This is a genomic window from Bradyrhizobium sp. cf659 (genome assembly GCF_900113725.1).
In the GTDB taxonomy this organism is placed as follows: Bacteria; Pseudomonadota; Alphaproteobacteria; order Rhizobiales; family Xanthobacteraceae; genus Bradyrhizobium.
Map to the genome: position 1 here is coordinate 89,482 of NZ_FOQJ01000014.1, position 19,407 is coordinate 108,888.

The window sequence follows — 19,407 nt, forward strand, 5'->3', positions numbered from 1 at the left end:
GGGTGGGGGTGGGAATGTCCGGGCGTATCGCGTCGCCGTCTAAGCGCACCATATTTCCGACCCTCAGGTTCCGCGCCAAAATCATCCTGGGCTTTGCCGCAGTGCTGGTGATCTCCGCCGGCAGCATGGCTTTCGCCTATTTCGGCTTCGAGCGGGTGTCGTCCGGGGTCGGGTCCTACCGCACCAGCGTTTCCGAGGCCGACCTCGCCCGCAACATCGACCGCGAGCTGCTCGCCTATCGTTCGTCCGCCCGGTACTTCGTCGTCACCGGCAAGGAGGATGATGCCAAGGCGGCGCTGGATGCCGAGGCCAGCCTCAAGAACGCAATCGACCAAGCGATCAAGGGCGCCAAGCGGCCGGCGCGGCAGCAGAGTCTCGACAAGCTCGCCAAGGAGTTCTCCAACTTCTCGGCGACGTTTGCAAAGATCCTGCAAGCCAAGCGCGACAGCGCGCTCCTGGTCCAGAACCAGCTTCAGCGCAATGCCAACCTCCTGAAGTACAAGCTTGACGACATCGGCAACAACGCCTCCGACGCGGAAGCGCAGGCGATCGAGTTCGGCACCAAACAGGTCAACGCCCAGTTCCAGACCGCGAGTGCCGCCGCGAGCAATTTCATCCTCAACTCCGACCAGGCGGTGGCGACAAGCGCACTGGCGCGACTGAAGTTCGTCGAGAACTCGCTGGGCGCGGTCTATTCCATGGACGACAAGATCGTCGCCGGCCTGAAGGATGCCAGGGCGCTGCTCGCGGCCTATCGCGACGCGCTGGAGAAGCTGATCGCCAACGCCAAGATGGTCGATGAGCTCGTCACCGAAATGAGCGGCTCGGCCGGTGCGATCCTGCAAGGAGCGACCGCCATGAAGGCGGACCTCGTCGCCGAACAGCAGCGGCTGGATTCCGAATCGGAGGCGACCATCGGGCAGACCGAGCACCTGGTCCTCATGCTCGCCGTTGGCGGCACGCTGCTCGGTGCGGTTCTCGCCTTCCTGCTCGGCACCGGCATCTCGCGCCCGATGATCGCGATGTGCAAGGCGATGCGCGAGCTCGCCTCGGGCAATTTCGACGTCGTGCTGCCGGGCCTCGGACGCAAGGACGAGATCGGCGAGATGGCCGGCGCAGTCGAAGAGTTCAAGGTTCAGGCGGTTGCCAAGGCCGAGCGCGACGCCGCCGCCAGCGAAGCCCAGAACAAGGAGCTGGCCACCGCCCGCCGCTCCGAGCTGATCCGTTTTGCCGACGATTTCGAGAGCGCCGTCGGCGCCATCGTCTCCAACGTCTCGGCCTCGGCCGTGCAGCTTGAATCCGCGGCGTCCACGCTGACCCGCACCGCCGAGACCACGCAGAGCCTGTCGAGCCAGGTCGCCGGTGTCTCCGAGCAGGCCTCCAGCAACATGCAGTCGGTCGCCACCGCGACCGAAGAGCTCTCGGCCTCGGTCGAGGAGATCGGTCGCCAGGTGCGCGATTCCAGCCGCATTGCCGAGGCCGCCGTGGTGCAGGCCAAGGAAACCGATGGCCGCATCGGCAAGCTCTCGCACGCCGCCCAGCAGATCGGCGAAGTGGTCAAGCTCATCACCGCGATTGCCGAGCAGACCAACCTGCTGGCGCTCAACGCCACCATCGAGGCGGCGCGCGCCGGTGAAGCCGGCCGCGGCTTTGCGGTGGTTGCGAGCGAAGTGAAGTCGCTGGCCAGCCAGACGGCGAAGGCCACCGACGAGATTTCCTCCCATATCACGGGCATGCAGGGCGCCACGGCCGAGTCCGTTGCCGCGATCAAGGAGATCGGCGCCACCATCGGCCAGATCTCGTCGATCTCGACGTCGATCGCGAGCGCCGTCGAGCAGCAGGGCGCCGCGACGCAGGAGATCGCGCGCAGCGTTCAGACCGTCGCCCAGGGCACCCATGCTGCCGCCACCGACATCGGCGAGGTCAATCGCGGCGCCGCCGAGACCGGCTCGGCCTCGGAAGAGGTGCTGAACTCGGCCAAGACGCTGTCATCCGAAAGCACCCGCCTCCGCGCCGAGCTCGACCGCTTCATGGCGAATATCCGGGCGGCGTAAGCGCCGCTGTTGCGCCACCCTCCATCGTCGTCCTGGCGCAAGCCAGGACCCATTACCCCAGGGAGAAGTCGTAGCGCGCGCCGGTAACCCCGAGTCGTCGTCAAACCGCATCCTGGGGTAATGGGTCCTGGATCGGCGCTCGCTCCGCTCGCTTGTCCAGGACGACGACAAGAGATCGACGCTGGCGCCTTCCGCTCCACCGTCGTCCCGGCGTAGGCCGGGACCCATACCCCCAAGGAGAAGTTGCTGCCCGAGGCTGGTCACTCCGAGTCATCGCCAAACCCAATCCCGTGGTTATGGGTCCCGGCCCCCGTGCGCAATTGCGCACTAGGCCGGGGCGACGAGCGGAGAGGGTCTGCCCGCGTCACCGAACCGCAAGTTGCGACGCCGCAAATTTACCGCCGCTTATCCTTTGCCAATTACCGTGCACATGAGTCGGGAAGCGGGCTGCTTCCGGGCTGCGCCTGGTTTTCCGCGAATGGAATGGGGTGGGGGAATGTCCGTCAAGTCCAAGCCGAACACATCGAAACTGCCAACCTTGCGCTTTCGCGCAAAAATCATCCTCGGCTTCGTGGCGGTGCTAGCCATCCTCGCCGTCAGCATGGCTTTCGCCTATTTCGGCTTCGAGCGGATCCAGGCCGCCGTGGCCTCCTACCGGACCAGCGTGGCGGAAGCGGATCTCGCGCGAACCGTCGACCGCGAGCTGATCGCTTACCAGGGGCTGGCGCGGGCCTATACGCTGACCGGCGCGACAGACGACGAGACCGCGGCCAAGGCGGGCGAAGAGAATCTGAAGGCGGCGATCGCCAAATCGACGTCCGCCACGACCGGCGCCGCGCGCCGCGAGCAGGTCGGCAAGCTCGAGGCGGAGTTCCAGCGCTTTACGAAAGTATTCGGTGAGATCATCACCCTGACGCGCGAGAACAACAAGATCGCGGCCGATGAGCTCAACAGCGTCGGCAACAAGATCCGCTTCAAGTTCGACGACCTTGCCGATACCGCGGCGCTCGCCGGGCTCTCCTCGGTCCAGACCACGGCCAAGGACGTCACCTCGCAATATCTCGCGGTCTCCACCTCGGTCAGCGCCTACGTCGCCAAGCCCGAGCCGAAGACCGCCGACGGCGTGATCGCCCGCATCAAGTTCCTGGAGACTCTGCTGGTCTCGATTTATGCCAACGACCAGAAGATCACCGACCGCGTCACCGAGATCAGCAATCTGCTGAAGCAGTACCGCACCTCCTTTTCCAAGCTCACGGAGAACGTGAAGGTCATCGTCAAGTCGAACGGCGAGATGACGAAGACGGCCGCGTCCATCCTCAAGCTTTCAGGTGAGCTGCGATCGGACCTGACCGCCGATCAGCAGCGCATCGAAGCCAGCGCCAATGCAACGATCGGGGAGACCGAACGGCTGATGCTGATGATGGCGCTCGGCGGCCTCGCCATCGGCGCCGTGCTCGCCCTGATGCTCGGCAACGGCATCTCGCGTCCGATGATCGCGATGTGCAAGGCGATGCGCGAGCTCGCCTCGGGCAATTTCGACGTCGTGCTGCCGGGCCTCGGCCGCAAGGACGAGATCGGCGAGATGGCCGGCGCGGTCGAGGAGTTCAAGGTTCAGGCCGTCGCCAAGGCCGAGCGCGACGCCGCCGCCAGCGAAGCCCAGAGCCGGGAACAGGCCGCCAGCCGCCGCTCCGAGCTGATCCGCTTTGCCGATGACTTCGAGAGCGCGGTCGGCGCCATCGTGTCCAACGTCTCGGCCTCGGCCGTGCAGCTCGAATCGGCGGCGTCCACGTTGACGCGCACCGCGGAGACCACGCAGAGCCTGTCGAGCCAGGTTGCCGGCGTCTCCGAGCAGGCCTCCAGCAACATGCAGTCGGTCGCCACCGCGACGGAAGAGCTCTCGGCCTCGGTCGAGGAGATCGGCCGCCAGGTGCGCGATTCCAGCCGTATCGCCGAGGCCGCCGTGGTGCAGGCCAAGGAAACCGACGGCCGCATCGGCAAGCTTTCGCATGCCGCCCAGCAGATCGGCGAGGTGGTCAAGCTTATCACCGCGATCGCCGAGCAGACCAACCTGCTGGCACTCAACGCCACCATCGAGGCGGCACGCGCCGGTGAAGCCGGCCGCGGCTTTGCCGTGGTTGCGAGCGAAGTGAAGTCGCTGGCCAGCCAGACGGCGAAGGCCACCGACGAGATTTCCTCCCATATCACGGGCATGCAGGGCGCCACGGCCGAGTCGGTTGCTGCGATCAAGGAGATCGGCGCCACCATCGGCCAGATCTCGTCGATCTCGACGTCGATCGCGAGCGCCGTCGAGCAGCAGGGCGCCGCGACGCAGGAGATCGCGCGCAGCGTCCAGACCGTCGCCCAGGGCACCCAGACCGCCGCCACCGACATCGGCGAGGTCAACCGCGGCGCCGCCGAGACCGGCTCTGCCTCGGAAGAGGTGCTGAACTCCGCCAAGACGCTGTCATCCGAAAGCACCCGCCTCCGCGCCGAGCTCGACCGCTTCATGGGGAATATCCGGGCGGCGTAGGCATTCGCTGCCCGTTGGGCGCTCCACTGCCGCATCACTCTCCTTCGTCGTCCTGGCGCAAGCCAGGACCCATTACCCAGGGAGAAGTCGTGGCGCGCGCCGGTAACCCCGAATCTTCGCCAAACCACATCCTGGGGTAATGGGTCCTGGATCGGCGCTCGCTCCGCTCGCTTGTCCAGGACGACGAGAAGAGATTGACGCTGGCGCCTTCCGCTCCACCGTCGTCCCGGCGAAGGCCGGGACCCATAACCACCGGCAGTGGTTGTGGAGTGATCCGGCAGCTCCGAGTCTTCGCAAAACCCAATCCTGTGGCTATGGGTCCGGATCTGCGCTTCGCTTGTCCGGGACGACAGCGGGGGAAAGAGCGCGAGACTCACTCTCTCCCGAACGCGCGCTTCAGCTCCACCTTCGCGCGTTCGAGTCGCGTGCGCTGGGTCTTCGGCAGGGTCTTGCCGGCACGGTTGATGTAGAACGTCAGCATCGACAGCGCTGAACGATAGGCGCCGGTCTTGCGGCGCGAACTGTGCTCGGCCGAGCGCTTCAGCGAGGCTGCGATCTTCTTCGGGCTCGTGAGCGTGAATACGCCGCGCTTGAGATCGAGCGCGTCGCTCTCCTTCGTCACACGTTGCGACCAGCGCTTCGGTGACGCGCTTTGCGCGCGCTTACGCACGCTGGTCTTCCTGCGCGCAGCTGTTTTGCGAGAATGTGTCGTCTTTCTGACGTGAGCCATGCATCAACTCCCTGCCGCTCCTTCGGAAACCGACGGCGCCAAAGGCTGTTCCTGTGGGAACCTGGCCTTGCCGCAGACGTTGTCGCAGGTGGCAGGCGGAATGCCGCACCTCGATGATCGGTTCGTTCCCGGCCACATCATGTGAGCCGGGCCGTTTCCATTGGTCAGACCCAACAACGCGATGGAATTGCAGCAAAGCCAAGCGCTGAATTATGGACCTGCTGTCTCGGCGGTTGCGACCGATCGCATCATCGAGACCAGCATTCCCTCGCGTCTCGACGCGCTGCCGTGGAGCGGCTTTCACACCCGCGTCGTGCTCGCGCTCGGCATCACCTGGATCCTCGACGGGCTCGAGGTGACGCTCGCTGGTGCGCTTTCCGGCGCGCTGAAGCAAAGTACCTCCTTGCACTTCTCTAATCTCGACCTCGGCGTTGCAAATTCCGCCTATCTCGCTGGCGCGGTGCTCGGCGCGCTCGGCTTCGGCTGGCTGACCGACCGTATCGGCCGCAAGAAGCTGTTCTTCATCACGCTCGCGGTTTATCTCTCCGCGACCGCTGCGACCGCACTGTCGTGGAATATCACGAGCTACGCGCTGTTTCGTTTTCTCACCGGCGCCGGCATCGGTGGCGAATATACCGCGATCAATTCGACCATCCAGGAGCTGGTGCCGGCGCGCTATCGCGGTTGGACCGATCTCGTCATCAACGGCAGTTTCTGGATCGGCGCGGCAATGGGCGCGGTGGCGGCCATCGTTCTGCTCGACCCCGCCGTGATCGGCCCCGATCTCGGCTGGCGCCTCGCTTATCTCATCGGCGCGAGCATCGGCCTCGTCGTGCTGTTTATGCGGATGTGGATCCCGGAAAGTCCGCGCTGGCTGATGATCCACGGGCGGCCCGATCAGGCTCGCGCGATCGTCGACGAGATCGAGCGTTCGGTGATCGGTCACGACCAGGATACGAGCGACGAACGCTTCACCAAGATCCGGCTGAAGATGCGCAATCACACGCCGATTCGTGAGGTCGTGCACACGCTGTTCTCGGTCTATCGCCAGCGCGCATTGGTCGGCCTCGCGCTGATGAGCGCGCAGGCCTTCTTCTACAACGCCATCTTCTTCACCTTCGCGCTCGTGCTGACCGATTTCTACGGCATCAGCGCCGATCATGTCGGCTGGTACCTGCTCCCCTTCGCCGCCGGCAACTTCCTCGGTCCGCTGCTGCTCGGCCGCTTGTTCGATACGCTCGGACGGCGCGCCATGATCATGTTCACCTATGGCACCTCCGGCCTGCTGCTGGCGCTGTCGGGCTATCTGTTCTCGATCGGGGCGCTCAGCGCGCAAGGACAGACCATCGCCTGGATGGTGATCTTCTTCTTTGCCTCGCCCGCCGCGAGCGCGGCCTATCTCACCGTCAGCGAGACGTTTCCCTTGGAGGTCCGCGCGCTGGCGATCGCGGTGTTTTACGCGGTCGGCACCGGCATTGGCGGCGTCATCGGCCCGGCGCTGTTCGGCGCGCTGATCGACACGGGATCACGCACCAGCGTGTTCGCCGGCTATTTGCTGGGGGCATTCCTCATGATCGCGGCCGCGATCGTGGCATGGCGCTATGCCATCTCCGCGGAACGCAAACCGCTCGAACAAATCGCGCGGCCGCTGGCCTTTATGGAGTAGACTATGAAATCGGAACTTGCGGAAATGGCATTGGACCACAAGCGCACCATGCCCGTCGACGACGATGTGCCGGAAACGGTGCCGGTGCCGCATGCGCTCGTGCCGCATCTCGGCGAGACCGCGATCCTGCTCGACATCGACGGCACGCTGCTCGACCTGATGCCGACGCCGCGCGAAGTGTGGGTGCCGCCGGGCCTGGCGGAGACGCTCAAGCAACTGGTGGAACGCACTTCCGGGGCGCTGGCGCTGGTCAGCGGCCGTTCGCTCAACGACATCGACCTGATCTTCGCGCCCGACGTCTATCGCGCCGTTGCCGGCCACGGCGCGGAGATGCGGCTGTCGGTGGACAATGAAGCGGATGACGTGCACGCGCCGCCGCTGGACAAGGAGTTGAAGCGGCGGCTCGCTGCGATCGCAAAGCTCAGCCCGGGCATTCTGCTCGAGGACAAGGGCTATTCGCTGGCGCTGCATTACCGCCTCGCGCCGCATGCGGAGAAAGCGATCTTCGAGGCCGTCTCGCTGATCCGCGCCGACCTGCCCAATGCGCCGATCGAGGTGCTGCCCGGAAAGTTCGTCTGCGAGATCAAGCATTCCGGCTTCACCAAGGCGACCGGCGTGCGCGAGTTGATGCAGCACGAACCGTTCAGGGGACGACGTCCGCTGTTCATCGGCGACGACGTCACAGATGAGACCGTGTTCGCGATCATGCCCGACATGAACGGGCTCGCTTTCTCGGTCGGCCGCCGCGCCATGGGCGTGAATGGTCACTTCGATGCGCCGAGCGATGTGCGCGCGTTCCTCGCGCGCCTGCTCGATCCGAGGTGAAACAAAGGCAGCGCCACGCCGCAGACATAAAGGCCGTCGGCGCAGCGCTCTCGCGCGCCGCAATGCATGCTGTGCAATCCAACCGGAAGAGCTGTCTTTGCAGTGGGTTCCAGGAGGGAAACCAGCTTCAACGCGCGCGCCCGATTTTGGTTTCAATTGGTTGAAACGATGATCAGGAACCATATTGATGAACATCAGTTAAACAGGGTGGAATGAACAGGAGGGGACGACCTGTGAACTTAGTCGTCGTTTCGAATCGCGTCGCGCGCGGCAAGCCCAATGAGCCCATGACGGGCGGCTTGGCTGCGGCATTGCTTCCCGTTGTGGAACATTCGGGTGCCATCTGGGTGGGGTCCTCAGGCCGTGTGCGTGACGGTCATCAGAAGGAACCGTTTGCCGAGATCGAGGCGCTCGGTTCGGGCGCGATTGCGACGCTGGATCTGCCGGCGGCGCATTACGGCGGCTATTACGAAGGCTTTGCCAATTCGGCGCTGTGGCCGGCGCTGCATTCGCGCAGCGACCTGATCCGCGTCTCGCGCGAGGACTATGTCAGCTATCGCGAGGTCAACGCCTTCATGGCGCGCGCCTTGATGCGCTTCCGTAAACCCCGGACCGCGTTCTGGGTGCAGGATTATCATTTCCTCGCACTCGGCGCGGAGCTGCGCGATCTCGGCGTCGCCGATCCGATCGGCTTCTTCCTGCACACGCCGTGGCCGGTGGCCGCGGTGATGCAGGGCGTGCCCAATCATCGCGAACTGATCACGGCGATGCTCGCCTTCGATCTCCTTGGCTTCCAGACCGAGGAGGATCGCCAGAATTTCCTCGGTTATGTCGGAGGCGAGCTTGGCCTTGCCATCGATGACGGTGTTGTGCTGTCGCAGTACGGCCGCACCCGCTTTGAAGTCTTCCCCATCGGCATCGATGCCGAAAAATTCGCGCAATATGCCGCCAAGTCCGCCTCGCATCCGGACGTGTCGCGGCTGCGCCGCAGCCTCAACGGCGAGCGGCTTGCGATCGGCGTCGACCGGCTCGATTATTCCAAGGGCCTCGTCAACCGCATCAGCGCGTTCGACCGGCTCTGGACCGAGCAGCCGCAATTCTTGCGCAGCATCTCGCTGCTCCAGATCGCCAACCCTTCGCGCGGTGCGATCGAGGCCTATGGCAATCTCCAGAACGAGGTCGCGCGCCTCGTCACCGACGTCAACGGCCGCCATGGCGAGGTGGACTGGACGCCGATCCGCTATTTGAACAAAGGCTTCAGCCAGGCCGTGCTCGCGGGCCTCTATCGCACCGCGCAGGTCGGTGTGGTGACGCCGCTGCATGACGGCATGAACCTCGTCGCCAAGGAGTATGTTGCCGCGCAGAACCCGGCCGATCCCGGCGTGCTGGTGCTGTCGAAATTCGCCGGCGCAGCGAATGAGCTCGACACGGCGCTGCTGGTCAATCCGCACGACATCGACGCGATGGCGCGTGCGATCGCGACCGCCGCGGCGATGCCGCTCACCGAGCGCAAGATGCGCTGGGACGCGATGATGAAGAAGCTGCGCGGCCACACCATTCAGCAATGGTCCGCCGATTTCGTCGCCGAGCTGGAGAAGTGCCGCGTCGAGAAGGCCGCCGTCGCCCCGCTCGCAGCCCAGCCGCCACAAGCGCTGCGCTGGTTGAAGTCGGCGATCTCGGGCGTGCGGTTGATCTAGTCCTTCTCTCGCGCCCCGTTCTTGCGGGGAGAGGGTAGGGTGAGGGGCCGCTTTCGTGCGCTCAACTCTCGATCTCTGCGACGCCTCGTACACTCGATCCACGCGTCATGGCCGGGCTTGACCCGGCCATCCACGTCTTGCTGCGGGCTCCCAAGAACGTGGATGCCCGGGACGAGCCCGGGCATGACGGCGAACCTCGAGCATCGCGCTCAATAGCAGTACGACACGCCCTCCAGAATCGCGCATTGCCGCTTGTTCGGCGCGTTGGGATCGTCCAGCGGCACCATGCCCTTGCCCTGGCCGACGAACACGCCGGGCCCGACATGCACCGAGCTCTTGTTGCCGATGATCACGCTCGGATGCGGCGAGGCGCTCGAGCGCGTCCCGTCCGGCCAGATGATGGCATCGCCCGAAAGCACCCCGCGCCGCCCGTCGTCGCAGCTGACGTCGACCCCTTGCCGGGTGCAGACTTGCGCCAGGGCCGGCCCGGCAAAGGCGGAGCCAAGGGCCGAAATCAGGCCGAGTGCGGCGATGGTCTTGCGGATGGTCATGGCGTCCCCGGTCGAGTTTGGCATTCTCAAGTGAATCGTCGCGCCAAACCCGTCACGGGTTCAGCCAGCAGGCGGTTCCGAAACGGCCGCCGATGCCAGATATTGTCTTTCAAATACAACATCTTACGGAAAATTCACCCGATTTCCCCGCGATCTCTTGCAAAATCGCCGGCGCCCCTTCAAGAGAGGGCGCTCCGGAGAGATGGCCGAGTGGCTTAAGGCGCACGCTTGGAAAGCGTGTGTGCGGGAAACCGTACCGTGGGTTCGAATCCCACTCTCTCCGCCATTTGGCCGATTTCCCACGCCAAACTACGATTTCCTGCGCTTGAGTTCCTTAGTTTTGCCGAATGCACGCCGATGGCCGGCAACAACAGAAACCTCATGAAACTTTTCGTGGCGGAATGTGAAGATCGCCGCCCGCCGGCCATCAACATCCGGCGCGTGGATCCGTCATGGCGAAGCTCCGGTCCCGGCCAAGTTGAGGCAGTGTCCAGCAGGGCCGGGATCAGCGATCGCCGCACTCTCCGCAACCTTGAAAGGGACATCAACGATGCTCCACTCGCCGGTTGCCGAAATCCCGCGAGATGAAATCGATGAAACATCGTCCCATACATCGCCGAGTTCGGTCTCCAGTGAACCACGCGCCGTGCGGGCGTTCCGGTCGGTTCCTAGGAAGGCAAAGTCGAGTCTTTGAGATGAAGGATCCGAAATAATAAGTTTCCAGGCCCCCACGCCCGGACGAGATCCTACCGATGTTTGCTCCGTAGGCAGGCGTTTATTACGTTGGATCAAACCCAGGGGGCAGAACTCGATTCCGAAATCGGGCCGCAGCAGGATTGCATCGACATTGACTGTGCGAACATTCTCGTTCGTCACCGAAAGCCGCACCGTCGCTCCTGTCGGCACATCCGAAGCTCTGAATGCGGTACCTTCAATGATCTTCTCGTCCTGACCGTTTCCGTAGGCCAGTTGGTAGGTAAATATCGCAGGAGGCCTGGAGGATCGTTTCCATGCGAACAGCCGCAGCCATCGCGCATAGTTGGCCAATCGTTGCTTCAAGGCATCGCGAACGGCTGTACCGTTCGTCAGTTCGATGGGCGTCCCCACCGGCCGACCATCGGATGTGGCAAGCTGGAGATGGCCGGATACCACCGACACGGCTACAGTTAGTTCGGGATCGTCCGATCGCGCAGACCCGTCGAACGCCTTCAGCGCCTCCGATATGGCCTTTTGATCGAGTGGGCCAAGTCCCGACACGCCGGAGCGGTCAAACTTGAATCTGAATTTCGGCATTGCATAATCAAACTCGACCGCCTTCAAGACAGGGCTCGTCAGCTCCCGCCCATCCATGGCAGTGAGAACCGCCGTCAGATGATCGGCGCTGGTCACCTTCGCTTTGGCTTCAAAGTCTTCAGCGGCCAGCCACGGAACCTGGCCTGTCCCGAACAACTTGTAGATGGAGCCGACTGTCACGCCAAGATCGAGTCCCGCGCCCACCAGGACAGCACTGGTCGCGGAGGTGCGCTTGGCGTCGATCGAATTGGAGAAGGGATTGGTGCCGAATACAGGAGCATTTCCCGCGCCGAACAGCTGCGGCTTTTGGATCGCGACGTCGCCGCCGGCTTTCAGCTGCTCTCTTACGCGATCGATCACCGGGCTCCAGGTAGCCGGCGGTCTGGAGGATGACGAGACCAGAACATCATGGAGCCTGGCCGTGAATTCGCTGCGCCACTGCCCGGACGAGGCGGACTTCGTCACCACAGCCGGTTCGATCGCCGAACTCGCGGTGAGCACGGTCAACGCTGTCGCGCCGGTGATCTGATCAGAACGCAGGATATGCCCGGAGTCGGTGTCCGGCGGCCGCGTGTTCTCGGCAGCGCTCGGCATCATCTTGAGTGCGGTTCCAGCTCGCGCGGCACCGCCCGAATAGCAGCTGTCGAAAATGAAGACGGCGCGTACGCCGCGCGCATCGAGCTGCTTCAGCCAGCCATAGATCTCAACGTCGCGGATATCGCGGATTGGTTCGCCGGCAACCCGGCCATCATATGGGACGATCGTCTCATTCTCCCAGGCACCGACCTTGTCGTTCCCCTTTACCGTCGATCCGTGACCGCTGAAGTAGAAAACAGCAATCGATCCTCGGTCGAGGGTGAGCAGCTTCTGGTTGATCGCGGCGACAATCGCTTCACGAGACGCTTGCTCGTCGATCAGAACGGTCTCGTCGTCGCGGCTGAAGCCGTATTGGGCGAGGACTTCCTGCATCAGCGCAAGATCGTTGCCTGCGCCGTCCAGGTTTTTTCCGTTCACGGTTTTCGGATGATAGGTGCCGACGCCGACAACGACCGCCGCTCGCTCGCGGCCGATGGCAGTGCTGCAGCCAATGCATAGGAGCAACAGGATGACGGTGTGCACACAACCGGCGAGGCGCATTGCAAAACCTCAGTCTGGCGGGAAAAGACGATCGAACCCGGACGACGGCAGCGAGTATTGTAGCTCCTGGCGTTCGCATATCAGGGCGAGGCCATTGTTCAGATCCTCTGCAAAGCGTCCCAATCGCGCTCCTTGCGCTTCAGCTATGCGCAACTGTTTGAGCAACGCGTGCGTAAACGCGCCCCCTCCAGACGTAGCTTTCAGGTCGGTGACCTTGCAGGTCTTGGGGTCCGGCTTTGCGAGATCTGTATCGGGGAGCTCATAAGCAAACTGGTTACGCCCGGCTCCTTGGAAGACGGCGGCCTTGTACTCGGACGAAAGTTGGAAAGCTTCTACCTTCGGATTGAAACCCTTCGTGTCGGCATCGGGGTAGGAAGTTGCAAAATTTCGGCAAGCGTCAATGAAGATGAGCGTCGATGGCGCTTGCCGCCCCACGGCGGCAAGGTAGCGTTTGAGGTCGTCAACCGTGATCGTCTGGCTCAGGGGCACCTCGCCTTTGACGCCGGTCGGAAGAAAGTACCAATGCTCTATGGACGGGTCCCAGCGCGAAACACCGTGGCCAGCGAGATAGACGACGAGAACATCGGATGGGCCAATGCCGTTTTCATCGCCGAAGTCGAACAGCTTTTTGCGTATGAGTTCCCGGATAGAACTCAGCGACGAGTCGCTGGCTTCCGTCGTTGCAACGCCCGCTGGGGTTACCACCGTTTTCTTTGCAGCACCGCCCGCTGGCGCCTCCAGTAGGACCAGCTCTCCACGATCGTAGTAGGATTGTCTGTTCCAGAACTCGAACATGCGCTTGGCATCCTGATCGGCAAAACGGAGGTCAGGGAAGCCAGGTTGGTATTTGCTGATCCCGATGAAGATGCCCCATACCTTTGGCTTTGGACAGGTGCCTGCGCTCTCTCCAGTGTACGTGATGAATCGCGATGAGGGCGTGCTGTCGATCAATTCCGGATCGCTGAATTGCGCCCAGATCCTCGACCGCCGTCCAGGCGAAGTCAGACAACCGTTCAACTCGAATTCACCGGGAATGATCCAGTCCTGATTGCGCTTGGTCGCCGTGCCGAACTTCGCTGCTGCCTGTCCCATGGTTTCGGCAAACAGTTTGAATCTGGGCAGCGTGGAGGCCGACCGGTCGCCGGCGTTTTCGATGCGGATTCGAAAGCGAAACGTCGTCGCGTCAACCGCATCGGAGTTGTCAATCTCAAGACTGAGCTTCGGCTGAGCCTGATTTGGCGCCTTTGATGGAGCATCTGGATTGGTGAGTAAAATCGCGTCTCGCACCTTGGTTGGATCTCGCCAGCGCTTCTCGTAATTTACCAAAGGCTCTATCAGGACAGACCAACTTCCCTTGGCTTTGGGCGTCGATTGCAGCCAACCTGTTAGACGATTGCCGGCGCTCAGTGAGCTGTCGAAATAGCCTTGAGGCGTCCAGGCGACCCAGTTTCTCAGATCGGGATGAATGAAAAGACTGCGTGTGAGTTCACCAGTGATCAGTCGGTACCATCTGATCGTCCCGTCGCCGTGCGCAGCGACGACAGATTGACGATCAGCTGTGACACGAACCCGAAAGGCCTCGTCGCGTAGCGGCAACCCGCCTCGCCCGACAGCCGCAATCGGCTTTCCGCCGTTCCACAGATCATTCCCCTGGCAATCAAGGTACATGAGGCTGTGGCTGGTTCCGATCACGGCGGTCCAGGCCGCCTCTTTTGCCTGTGGCGGAACGAATTCAATATCCCGAATTTCTTCCGGAGCGCGCAGCTTGAGTAATGTGCGGAGGTCGTTTATCTGGCTCAGCTCCAACGGGCTCTTCGGCTGCGTGAAGTCGACACCCATGCACTGCGAAGGCGAAGGATTTCGTCCGTCAAGTGTTGCCTCGCCGCCGCGACGCTGCGCGATCTCCTGCATTAGTTCCTTCCTCGCAGACGCGAGATCGTCATTCAACACTCTGATCAGTGGATCCCGCTTTCCCGCGTCGTTGAAATCGAAGGCCACATAGGCCCGCGGTGTCCGCAATGGCCGCAGCACGACCAGACCGCCATTCTGGTCGAGCGACATTTCCGCGCCGACATTGTCTCTCAGGTCTAAAAGCAGGCCGTCGAAAGCGCGCTCGTGCCGCGCATGTCCTGCAAAATATGAAAGCTTGGCCCCGGCGTCGTATACGGCAAGCCGTGGATCCTGCGTCACGATCGCGACACCTCCCGCGGCGGTGGCCTGAACATCCATCGCCGTGTTCGTGCCGATACAGATCATGTCGGGGGCATTGTCATCGAGCGACTTCCATCGCAGCATCGCGTTGGCTTCCGCGGTGTCCGATCCGTCCTGAGCCTTCCCAAATTCGTCCGCGAGATCCTTGAATGTCTTGCAATAATTGTCAGCAAACTCTCGAATGTGCATGCCGGCTGCGAAGATTGAATTTCCTGCCCAGGCCACACGCCCCAGGTAGCAGCCCGCGGTTTCATAGCGAGGTTTCGTCGGCACGAGTCTGCCGATGCGCTCGCGCTTGAACTTGCGATCCGCGTCGACGAGATCGCTGATCTTGCCGAACGCATAGATATCGACGGCGCACGCGTGGTTGTCGCCCTGTTGAAGCTCTCGTTTGCTCAGGGCCAATTTGCCGAGCGCAAATTTGGTGCCGTCCGGAGAGAAGCTGATGCCCGCCGCGCGCCGGATCTCCGGACGTTCGCGCCAACCGGCGTAGCCGGCCAACTTGAAGTCTTGGTCGTACAACACCAATCCGCTGTCAGCTGTGACGATCAGTCCAACATCGGAGCTGGCGGGCGGAAACGCGACGTTCCAGCTGTGACATTCGGATCGGCCGCAATCCCCGAAGAAATTGGCTGTGGGCTCGTCGAGGACGCTTCCGAGTGCGCTCGCCTCCACGGCGGGATCAACGGCAGCTTTGGCAACCGACGTGACATCCCAAATCATGGGGCGCTGACCGTCGGCTAAAACCGCCGCAAGCAGCAGCCGCTTACCTCCGAGATCGTTGCTCAGTCGCAGTGTCATCGGCCGGGACGGCAATCCATCAATGGTGAAGATCACGCTGCTGGTATCGGATTTGCGAAAGAAATAGATCACAGCGGAATTGGGCTTGCCGCGCACGAGCGGTGCACCGAGTGCGATCAGGTCGCCCGACGGAGATAGTGCGATCGGTCGTTGTTTATCCGGCTCCTCGTCCCGGATAGGCGAATAGAACACGCTTCGTTCGCCAAGCTCGTCGTTTATGTCGAACAGCGAGACGCTACCGTCGCGATCGGAAACGGCGACGAAACGGTCCTTTGGTCCGACCGCGAGTTGCCAGGCGATCGCCGAGAGCGGCGAGGTGAGGCGAATTTCACCGCGCTCGGTCGTGTCATCCGCCGAGGCGGCTCCGATTGCCAGAAAGCCCAGCAGGCCGACAATTGTCGCTACCACGCGTACCATACGGTGCTCCGTTTCGTCTTCGCATTCTGCTGTGCCGGTCCGTCGGCAATGTCTACTTCTGAAGTCCGGGGGATGGCGGCTTTGTCGCCGCGGTGTTTCGAGAAGGCGAACCCGAATTATCGCCGGGGGAAGGGCTCGAACTATCTCCGCCTCCCATGTTTGGCCGAAGCGGCGTCGAGGCAGCGGTGGTCGGGAATTGAGGCGTGCCAAAGGGCGGCCGGGTCGGAGCGTTCTGGGCCTGGATCGCCGTCGATGTCGAAAGCACAGCCATTGCCGACAGGCCCGCAATCAAGCGTATCATCTGCAATCCCCTTCGCTCGTTGGATCAACCTATTTGCCAGCGTTCGCAAACCACACGATGCTGTATCCATGCTCTATTCGTCACGGCGTCTGCGCACGAAAACAAATCCCGCAACTCCGGCCACCAACACCGACAGCAGGCTGATCAGGCCGTAGTACGCGGAGGTCCACAGCCAGGCCTGCATCACCTCGGGATCGTCCTGAGTTACAAACGTGCCAAATGGTGGACGTCGTGCGGGCACTCGATCCTGCCGGTCGCTTTGGTCACCGCCGCCATGATTTTCTTGGTCGCCGGTTCGGGTACCACCTTGCGATTGCTCTTCCGCCAGCGCACTGAGCACAAGAGGAAACTCCCGTACGAAGTACACAGACGAAACGCCAAGCGTTCCTGACCACAGGACGACGCTCACCATGGTGATCAGCTTTCGTGCCCGGCGTCGCCTTCGCATATACCGTCCATCTCTATTTAAGCGTGGACATCGGCGGTCGTTCAGGGTGACCGATCGACGGTCCTCCGTGGACACCCATCGGCGGCCGTTCGAATGATCCAAGGGGAGGCCGCCGCGGATTTAAACGTTCAGGGACGGAGGAGTCGGCGGCTCCTATCGGACGTTCGGGGGCACCTAGCGGCGGACGCGGTGGTGGCGGATTTACGGGTGTAATAACGGGGGTCCCGCCGGCGTCGGTCGACTCATCATTCGGCTTTAACGGAATCCATTCGTCAATTGCGGTTCCCATCTGTGGCCGAGCCGGAACCTCGGGCTGCCCCTCGGTGGGCCGCCTCGAAGTGTCGGGTAACGGAACGATAACAGGCGAAACAGCCGCGGGAGGCATGGACCCCGCGTCAGGCGGCGTCCTGTTGCTCGTCTGCGACCACGCCAGACAGGGCAAGAAAAAAACAACCGCGATCCCGAACAATCGCCTCATTTGATCCTCCCAATCAATGATTGCAACGTGATATCGCTTTGCCTGAGAAGACTGACCTTACCTGGTAGCCAAACGTCTACCGGACACGCATGATCGACCAATTCGTTGCAGCAATACTGCTATCTATTCGCTTTCTTGAGGGCGTCCGCGATCTCGGATATTGCCGTGACCTTCTCGCCACTACACCCCTTGTCAGGACAGTGCGCTGATAGAACGCACTTTTGGCCCGTCAATTGAAAATCATTCGCTCCGCCGACCAATATGCCTTCCGCTAGCAATTCATTGCGCGCCAGCAACTCGGAATTGAGAACCACGGATCCGGAATTACCGCCATACGTATCCAGGTTGGCAACAAACTTCTTCTTCTCGATCGAACGCACGGTTGCCTCGTCTGCGATCTTCACCGGCAGCCCCAACGGATAGCCGATCACCGTAACCGCGGTATCGGAAGTTAACGGCGGCTTGGTCGCAGCCGTTCGTATGGCGACAGTCGGCGCGTCGATGATGCGATCGACTTCTACAAGCCGCCAATCGCTCACTGTCGGGTCTTCCTCCGAGAATGAGCCTCCGATCAGGGCAACGCATTGATAAACGTTGGTTTTGGGAATCGCCTGATCGGGCCGCGAATTACGATCAAGCATGTGGTAGCCGAATATGAAGCGGGTCTTACGGCATTCTCGTAGCGATTGGACGCAATGGCCCGCCGTCGCCATGACCTTTGGTCCGACCTTGAAGCTCGAGCAGCCGCCGAGCTGCGGCTGATCCCAAAAACGCTCCGGCTCGGCAGCCTGCGCTTTTGCGGCCTGCTCAGGCGAGCACAATTCGATGCGATCTTCCTTCTTGCCGACCACAAGCGCTGTCGCTCGAGCTGCCCGCTTCTGCGGCTCAGTCAAGCGGGGATCGAACAGATCCTTGCGATCGTCGCATCCATAAATCGGCTTTGCCTGCGTTGACGATTGAAGTGCCGCAGCAAATTGCTGAGCCAACTCCAGATCCGGTATCACGCAGCCCGCGGCATCGGAAGGCGGCGCAGTTTGCGTCGCGGCCGAAGTTGACGATGCAATCACGAAAATCCAGACCCAGGCAAAATTCTTGGGCACGCCATTCTCCTGCCGGCAATCGTTCTTGACGGAAATATGGGGCAGCGCAATGATGCAATCAGAGCGTGCACGATATTTTGTTGATTGGCAAGCATCACCGAGCGGCCGTTGATTTACGGGCTCGCAATACAGGGAAAATGATTATGGCTTCCACATCCAAGCGAGACATGACGCACGTGCAGGAGGTCGGCCGCCGCGAGCTTCTGCGCAACGGCATCGTGGCGGGCGCTTCCATGGTCGCGTGGCATGCAGGCCTGTCGCCAAGCTTGGCGCAAACAGCCACGATCGCCAACAAGGATGTCCTGTCGCTGCAGGAACGAGCCTCGGCTCTCGGCATCGAGGTTCAAGCTCCGAATATAACCAAGTCGCTCACCGGAACCGGGCACCTGGAATTGCGAACGCTTGCGGATCTCGTCGATTCAGCGCTCGCGAAATCGAGCGGACCGGCTGATGAGGCGGAAAAGCTTGCAGCGGATGCCGGGGAGGTCCTGAGCAAGCTCAATCGTACCGTCCGTCCGCCCCGGCGCGAGGGCGAGGCAAAGGGAAAAGCCAAGAAATTTGCACAGCTTAAAGGCGAATATCGGAAGATGTTCGATACCTGTGAGCCGGATCCCAAACATCTCAGCGAACTTCGGGCGTGGGTTACAAAGCTGAGCAGCCCGTCAAGCCGCAAGCGTTACGGCGACCTGGAGGCGGCGACGAAAGTCCCGTGGCATGTCATCGCGGTTATTCACTACCGCGAATGCAGCGCCAACTTCATGGGACATCTGCACAACGGCGATCCGATCGCGAAGAAGACCGTCAATGTGCCGCCGGGCCGTCCCGACCCGTGGAATCCACCACCGTCACCATGGAATCCCGTCACAGCCTGGCAAGCCAGCGGTATCGACGCTTTCGCTTACGATGGCTTGGCCAATCAAGTCGATTGGGGCCTCGAACTCACGCTATACCGGCTCGAGGCGTACAACGGTTTCGGTACACGAAACCATGGTGCCATTCCCAACTACTTATGGAATTTCAGCAAATTTCCTGTCCGGGGCGGCTACGATTCCGACGGGCATTGGAAACCGAATTATCTTTCGTCCCAGTGCGGCGCGGCCGTCCTGATGAAGTTGCTTGCTAATCAGGGCCTGATTTCGGTCTGACGTGCGATCGCGAGCCACTCGCT

At 62.1% G+C, this 19,407-nt stretch carries 12 protein-coding genes and 1 tRNA gene; 7 read left to right on the top strand and 6 right to left on the bottom strand.

Annotation, left to right across the window (positions count from 1 at the left end):
- The first annotated feature begins 14 nt into the window (after nucleotides 1-14).
- Both BM118_RS35750 and BM118_RS35755 read left to right on the top strand, forming a co-directional pair.
- Nucleotides 15-2,054: a methyl-accepting chemotaxis protein gene (locus BM118_RS35750; protein WP_092192111.1), complete on the top strand. Its 2,040-nt coding sequence runs from the start codon at nucleotides 15-17 to the stop codon at nucleotides 2,052-2,054.
- A gap of 496 nt (nucleotides 2,055-2,550) precedes the next feature.
- Nucleotides 2,551-4,584 carry a methyl-accepting chemotaxis protein gene (locus BM118_RS35755; protein ID WP_177234998.1) on the top strand — a complete coding sequence of 678 codons (2,034 nt, stop codon included), beginning with the start codon at nucleotides 2,551-2,553 and terminating at the stop codon, nucleotides 4,582-4,584.
- A gap of 373 nt (nucleotides 4,585-4,957) precedes the next feature.
- Here the strand turns inward: BM118_RS35755 and BM118_RS35760 are convergent, their stop codons facing one another.
- Nucleotides 4,958-5,314, bottom strand: coding sequence for a DUF3175 domain-containing protein (locus tag BM118_RS35760; RefSeq protein WP_092192115.1), 357 nt, complete (start codon nucleotides 5,312-5,314; stop codon nucleotides 4,958-4,960).
- Between the two features lie 181 nt (nucleotides 5,315-5,495).
- Between BM118_RS35760 and BM118_RS35765 the strand changes: the two genes are divergently transcribed.
- The 3 genes from BM118_RS35765 to BM118_RS35775 all read left to right on the top strand — a co-directional run bounded on the left by BM118_RS35765 (nucleotide 5,496) and on the right by BM118_RS35775 (nucleotide 9,502).
- Nucleotides 5,496-6,980 (top strand): MFS transporter, encoded by a 1,485-nt coding sequence (locus tag BM118_RS35765; RefSeq protein ID WP_092192117.1) that lies wholly within the window; start codon nucleotides 5,496-5,498, stop codon nucleotides 6,978-6,980.
- 3 nt (nucleotides 6,981-6,983) lie between these two features.
- Nucleotides 6,984-7,805, top strand: a complete 822-nt coding sequence (gene otsB, locus BM118_RS35770; protein WP_092192119.1) for a trehalose-phosphatase — start codon at nucleotides 6,984-6,986, stop codon at nucleotides 7,803-7,805.
- 233 nt (nucleotides 7,806-8,038) lie between these two features.
- A complete protein-coding gene (locus BM118_RS35775) occupies nucleotides 8,039-9,502 on the top strand; it encodes a trehalose-6-phosphate synthase (protein WP_177234999.1) in 1,464 nt (487 codons plus the stop codon).
- Nucleotides 9,503-9,711: 209 nt separating this feature from the next.
- On the opposite strand, the gene BM118_RS35780 is transcribed toward BM118_RS35775, so the two are convergent.
- Complete coding sequence (locus tag BM118_RS35780) at nucleotides 9,712-10,053, bottom strand: hypothetical protein (RefSeq protein ID WP_177235000.1); 342 nt, start codon at nucleotides 10,051-10,053, stop codon at nucleotides 9,712-9,714.
- A gap of 196 nt (nucleotides 10,054-10,249) precedes the next feature.
- Here BM118_RS35780 and BM118_RS35785 point away from each other — a divergent pair.
- Nucleotides 10,250-10,339, top strand: a tRNA-Ser gene (locus BM118_RS35785).
- Nucleotides 10,340-10,503: 164 nt separating this feature from the next.
- On the opposite strand, the gene BM118_RS35790 is transcribed toward BM118_RS35785, so the two are convergent.
- From BM118_RS35790 to BM118_RS35800, 4 genes are all read right to left on the bottom strand, one after another.
- Nucleotides 10,504-12,483 (bottom strand): caspase family protein, encoded by a 1,980-nt coding sequence (locus tag BM118_RS35790; RefSeq protein WP_092192125.1) that lies wholly within the window; start codon nucleotides 12,481-12,483, stop codon nucleotides 10,504-10,506.
- 9 nt (nucleotides 12,484-12,492) lie between these two features.
- Nucleotides 12,493-15,912, bottom strand: a complete 3,420-nt coding sequence (locus BM118_RS35795) for a caspase family protein (protein WP_092192127.1) — start codon at nucleotides 15,910-15,912, stop codon at nucleotides 12,493-12,495.
- A gap of 374 nt (nucleotides 15,913-16,286) precedes the next feature.
- Entirely contained in the window at nucleotides 16,287-16,625 is a 339-nt protein-coding gene (locus BM118_RS40920; protein ID WP_143099575.1) for a hypothetical protein, read from the bottom strand.
- 633 nt (nucleotides 16,626-17,258) lie between these two features.
- Nucleotides 17,259-18,239: a trypsin-like serine peptidase gene (locus BM118_RS35800; RefSeq protein WP_092192129.1), complete on the bottom strand. Its 981-nt coding sequence runs from the start codon at nucleotides 18,237-18,239 to the stop codon at nucleotides 17,259-17,261.
- 143 nt (nucleotides 18,240-18,382) lie between these two features.
- Between BM118_RS35800 and BM118_RS35805 the strand changes: the two genes are divergently transcribed.
- The gene (locus BM118_RS35805; RefSeq protein ID WP_143099576.1) at nucleotides 18,383-19,384 is read left to right on the top strand and encodes a hypothetical protein; all 1,002 of its coding nucleotides are present in this window, start codon (nucleotides 18,383-18,385) and stop codon (nucleotides 19,382-19,384) included.
- The last annotated feature ends 23 nt before the right edge of the window (nucleotides 19,385-19,407 follow it).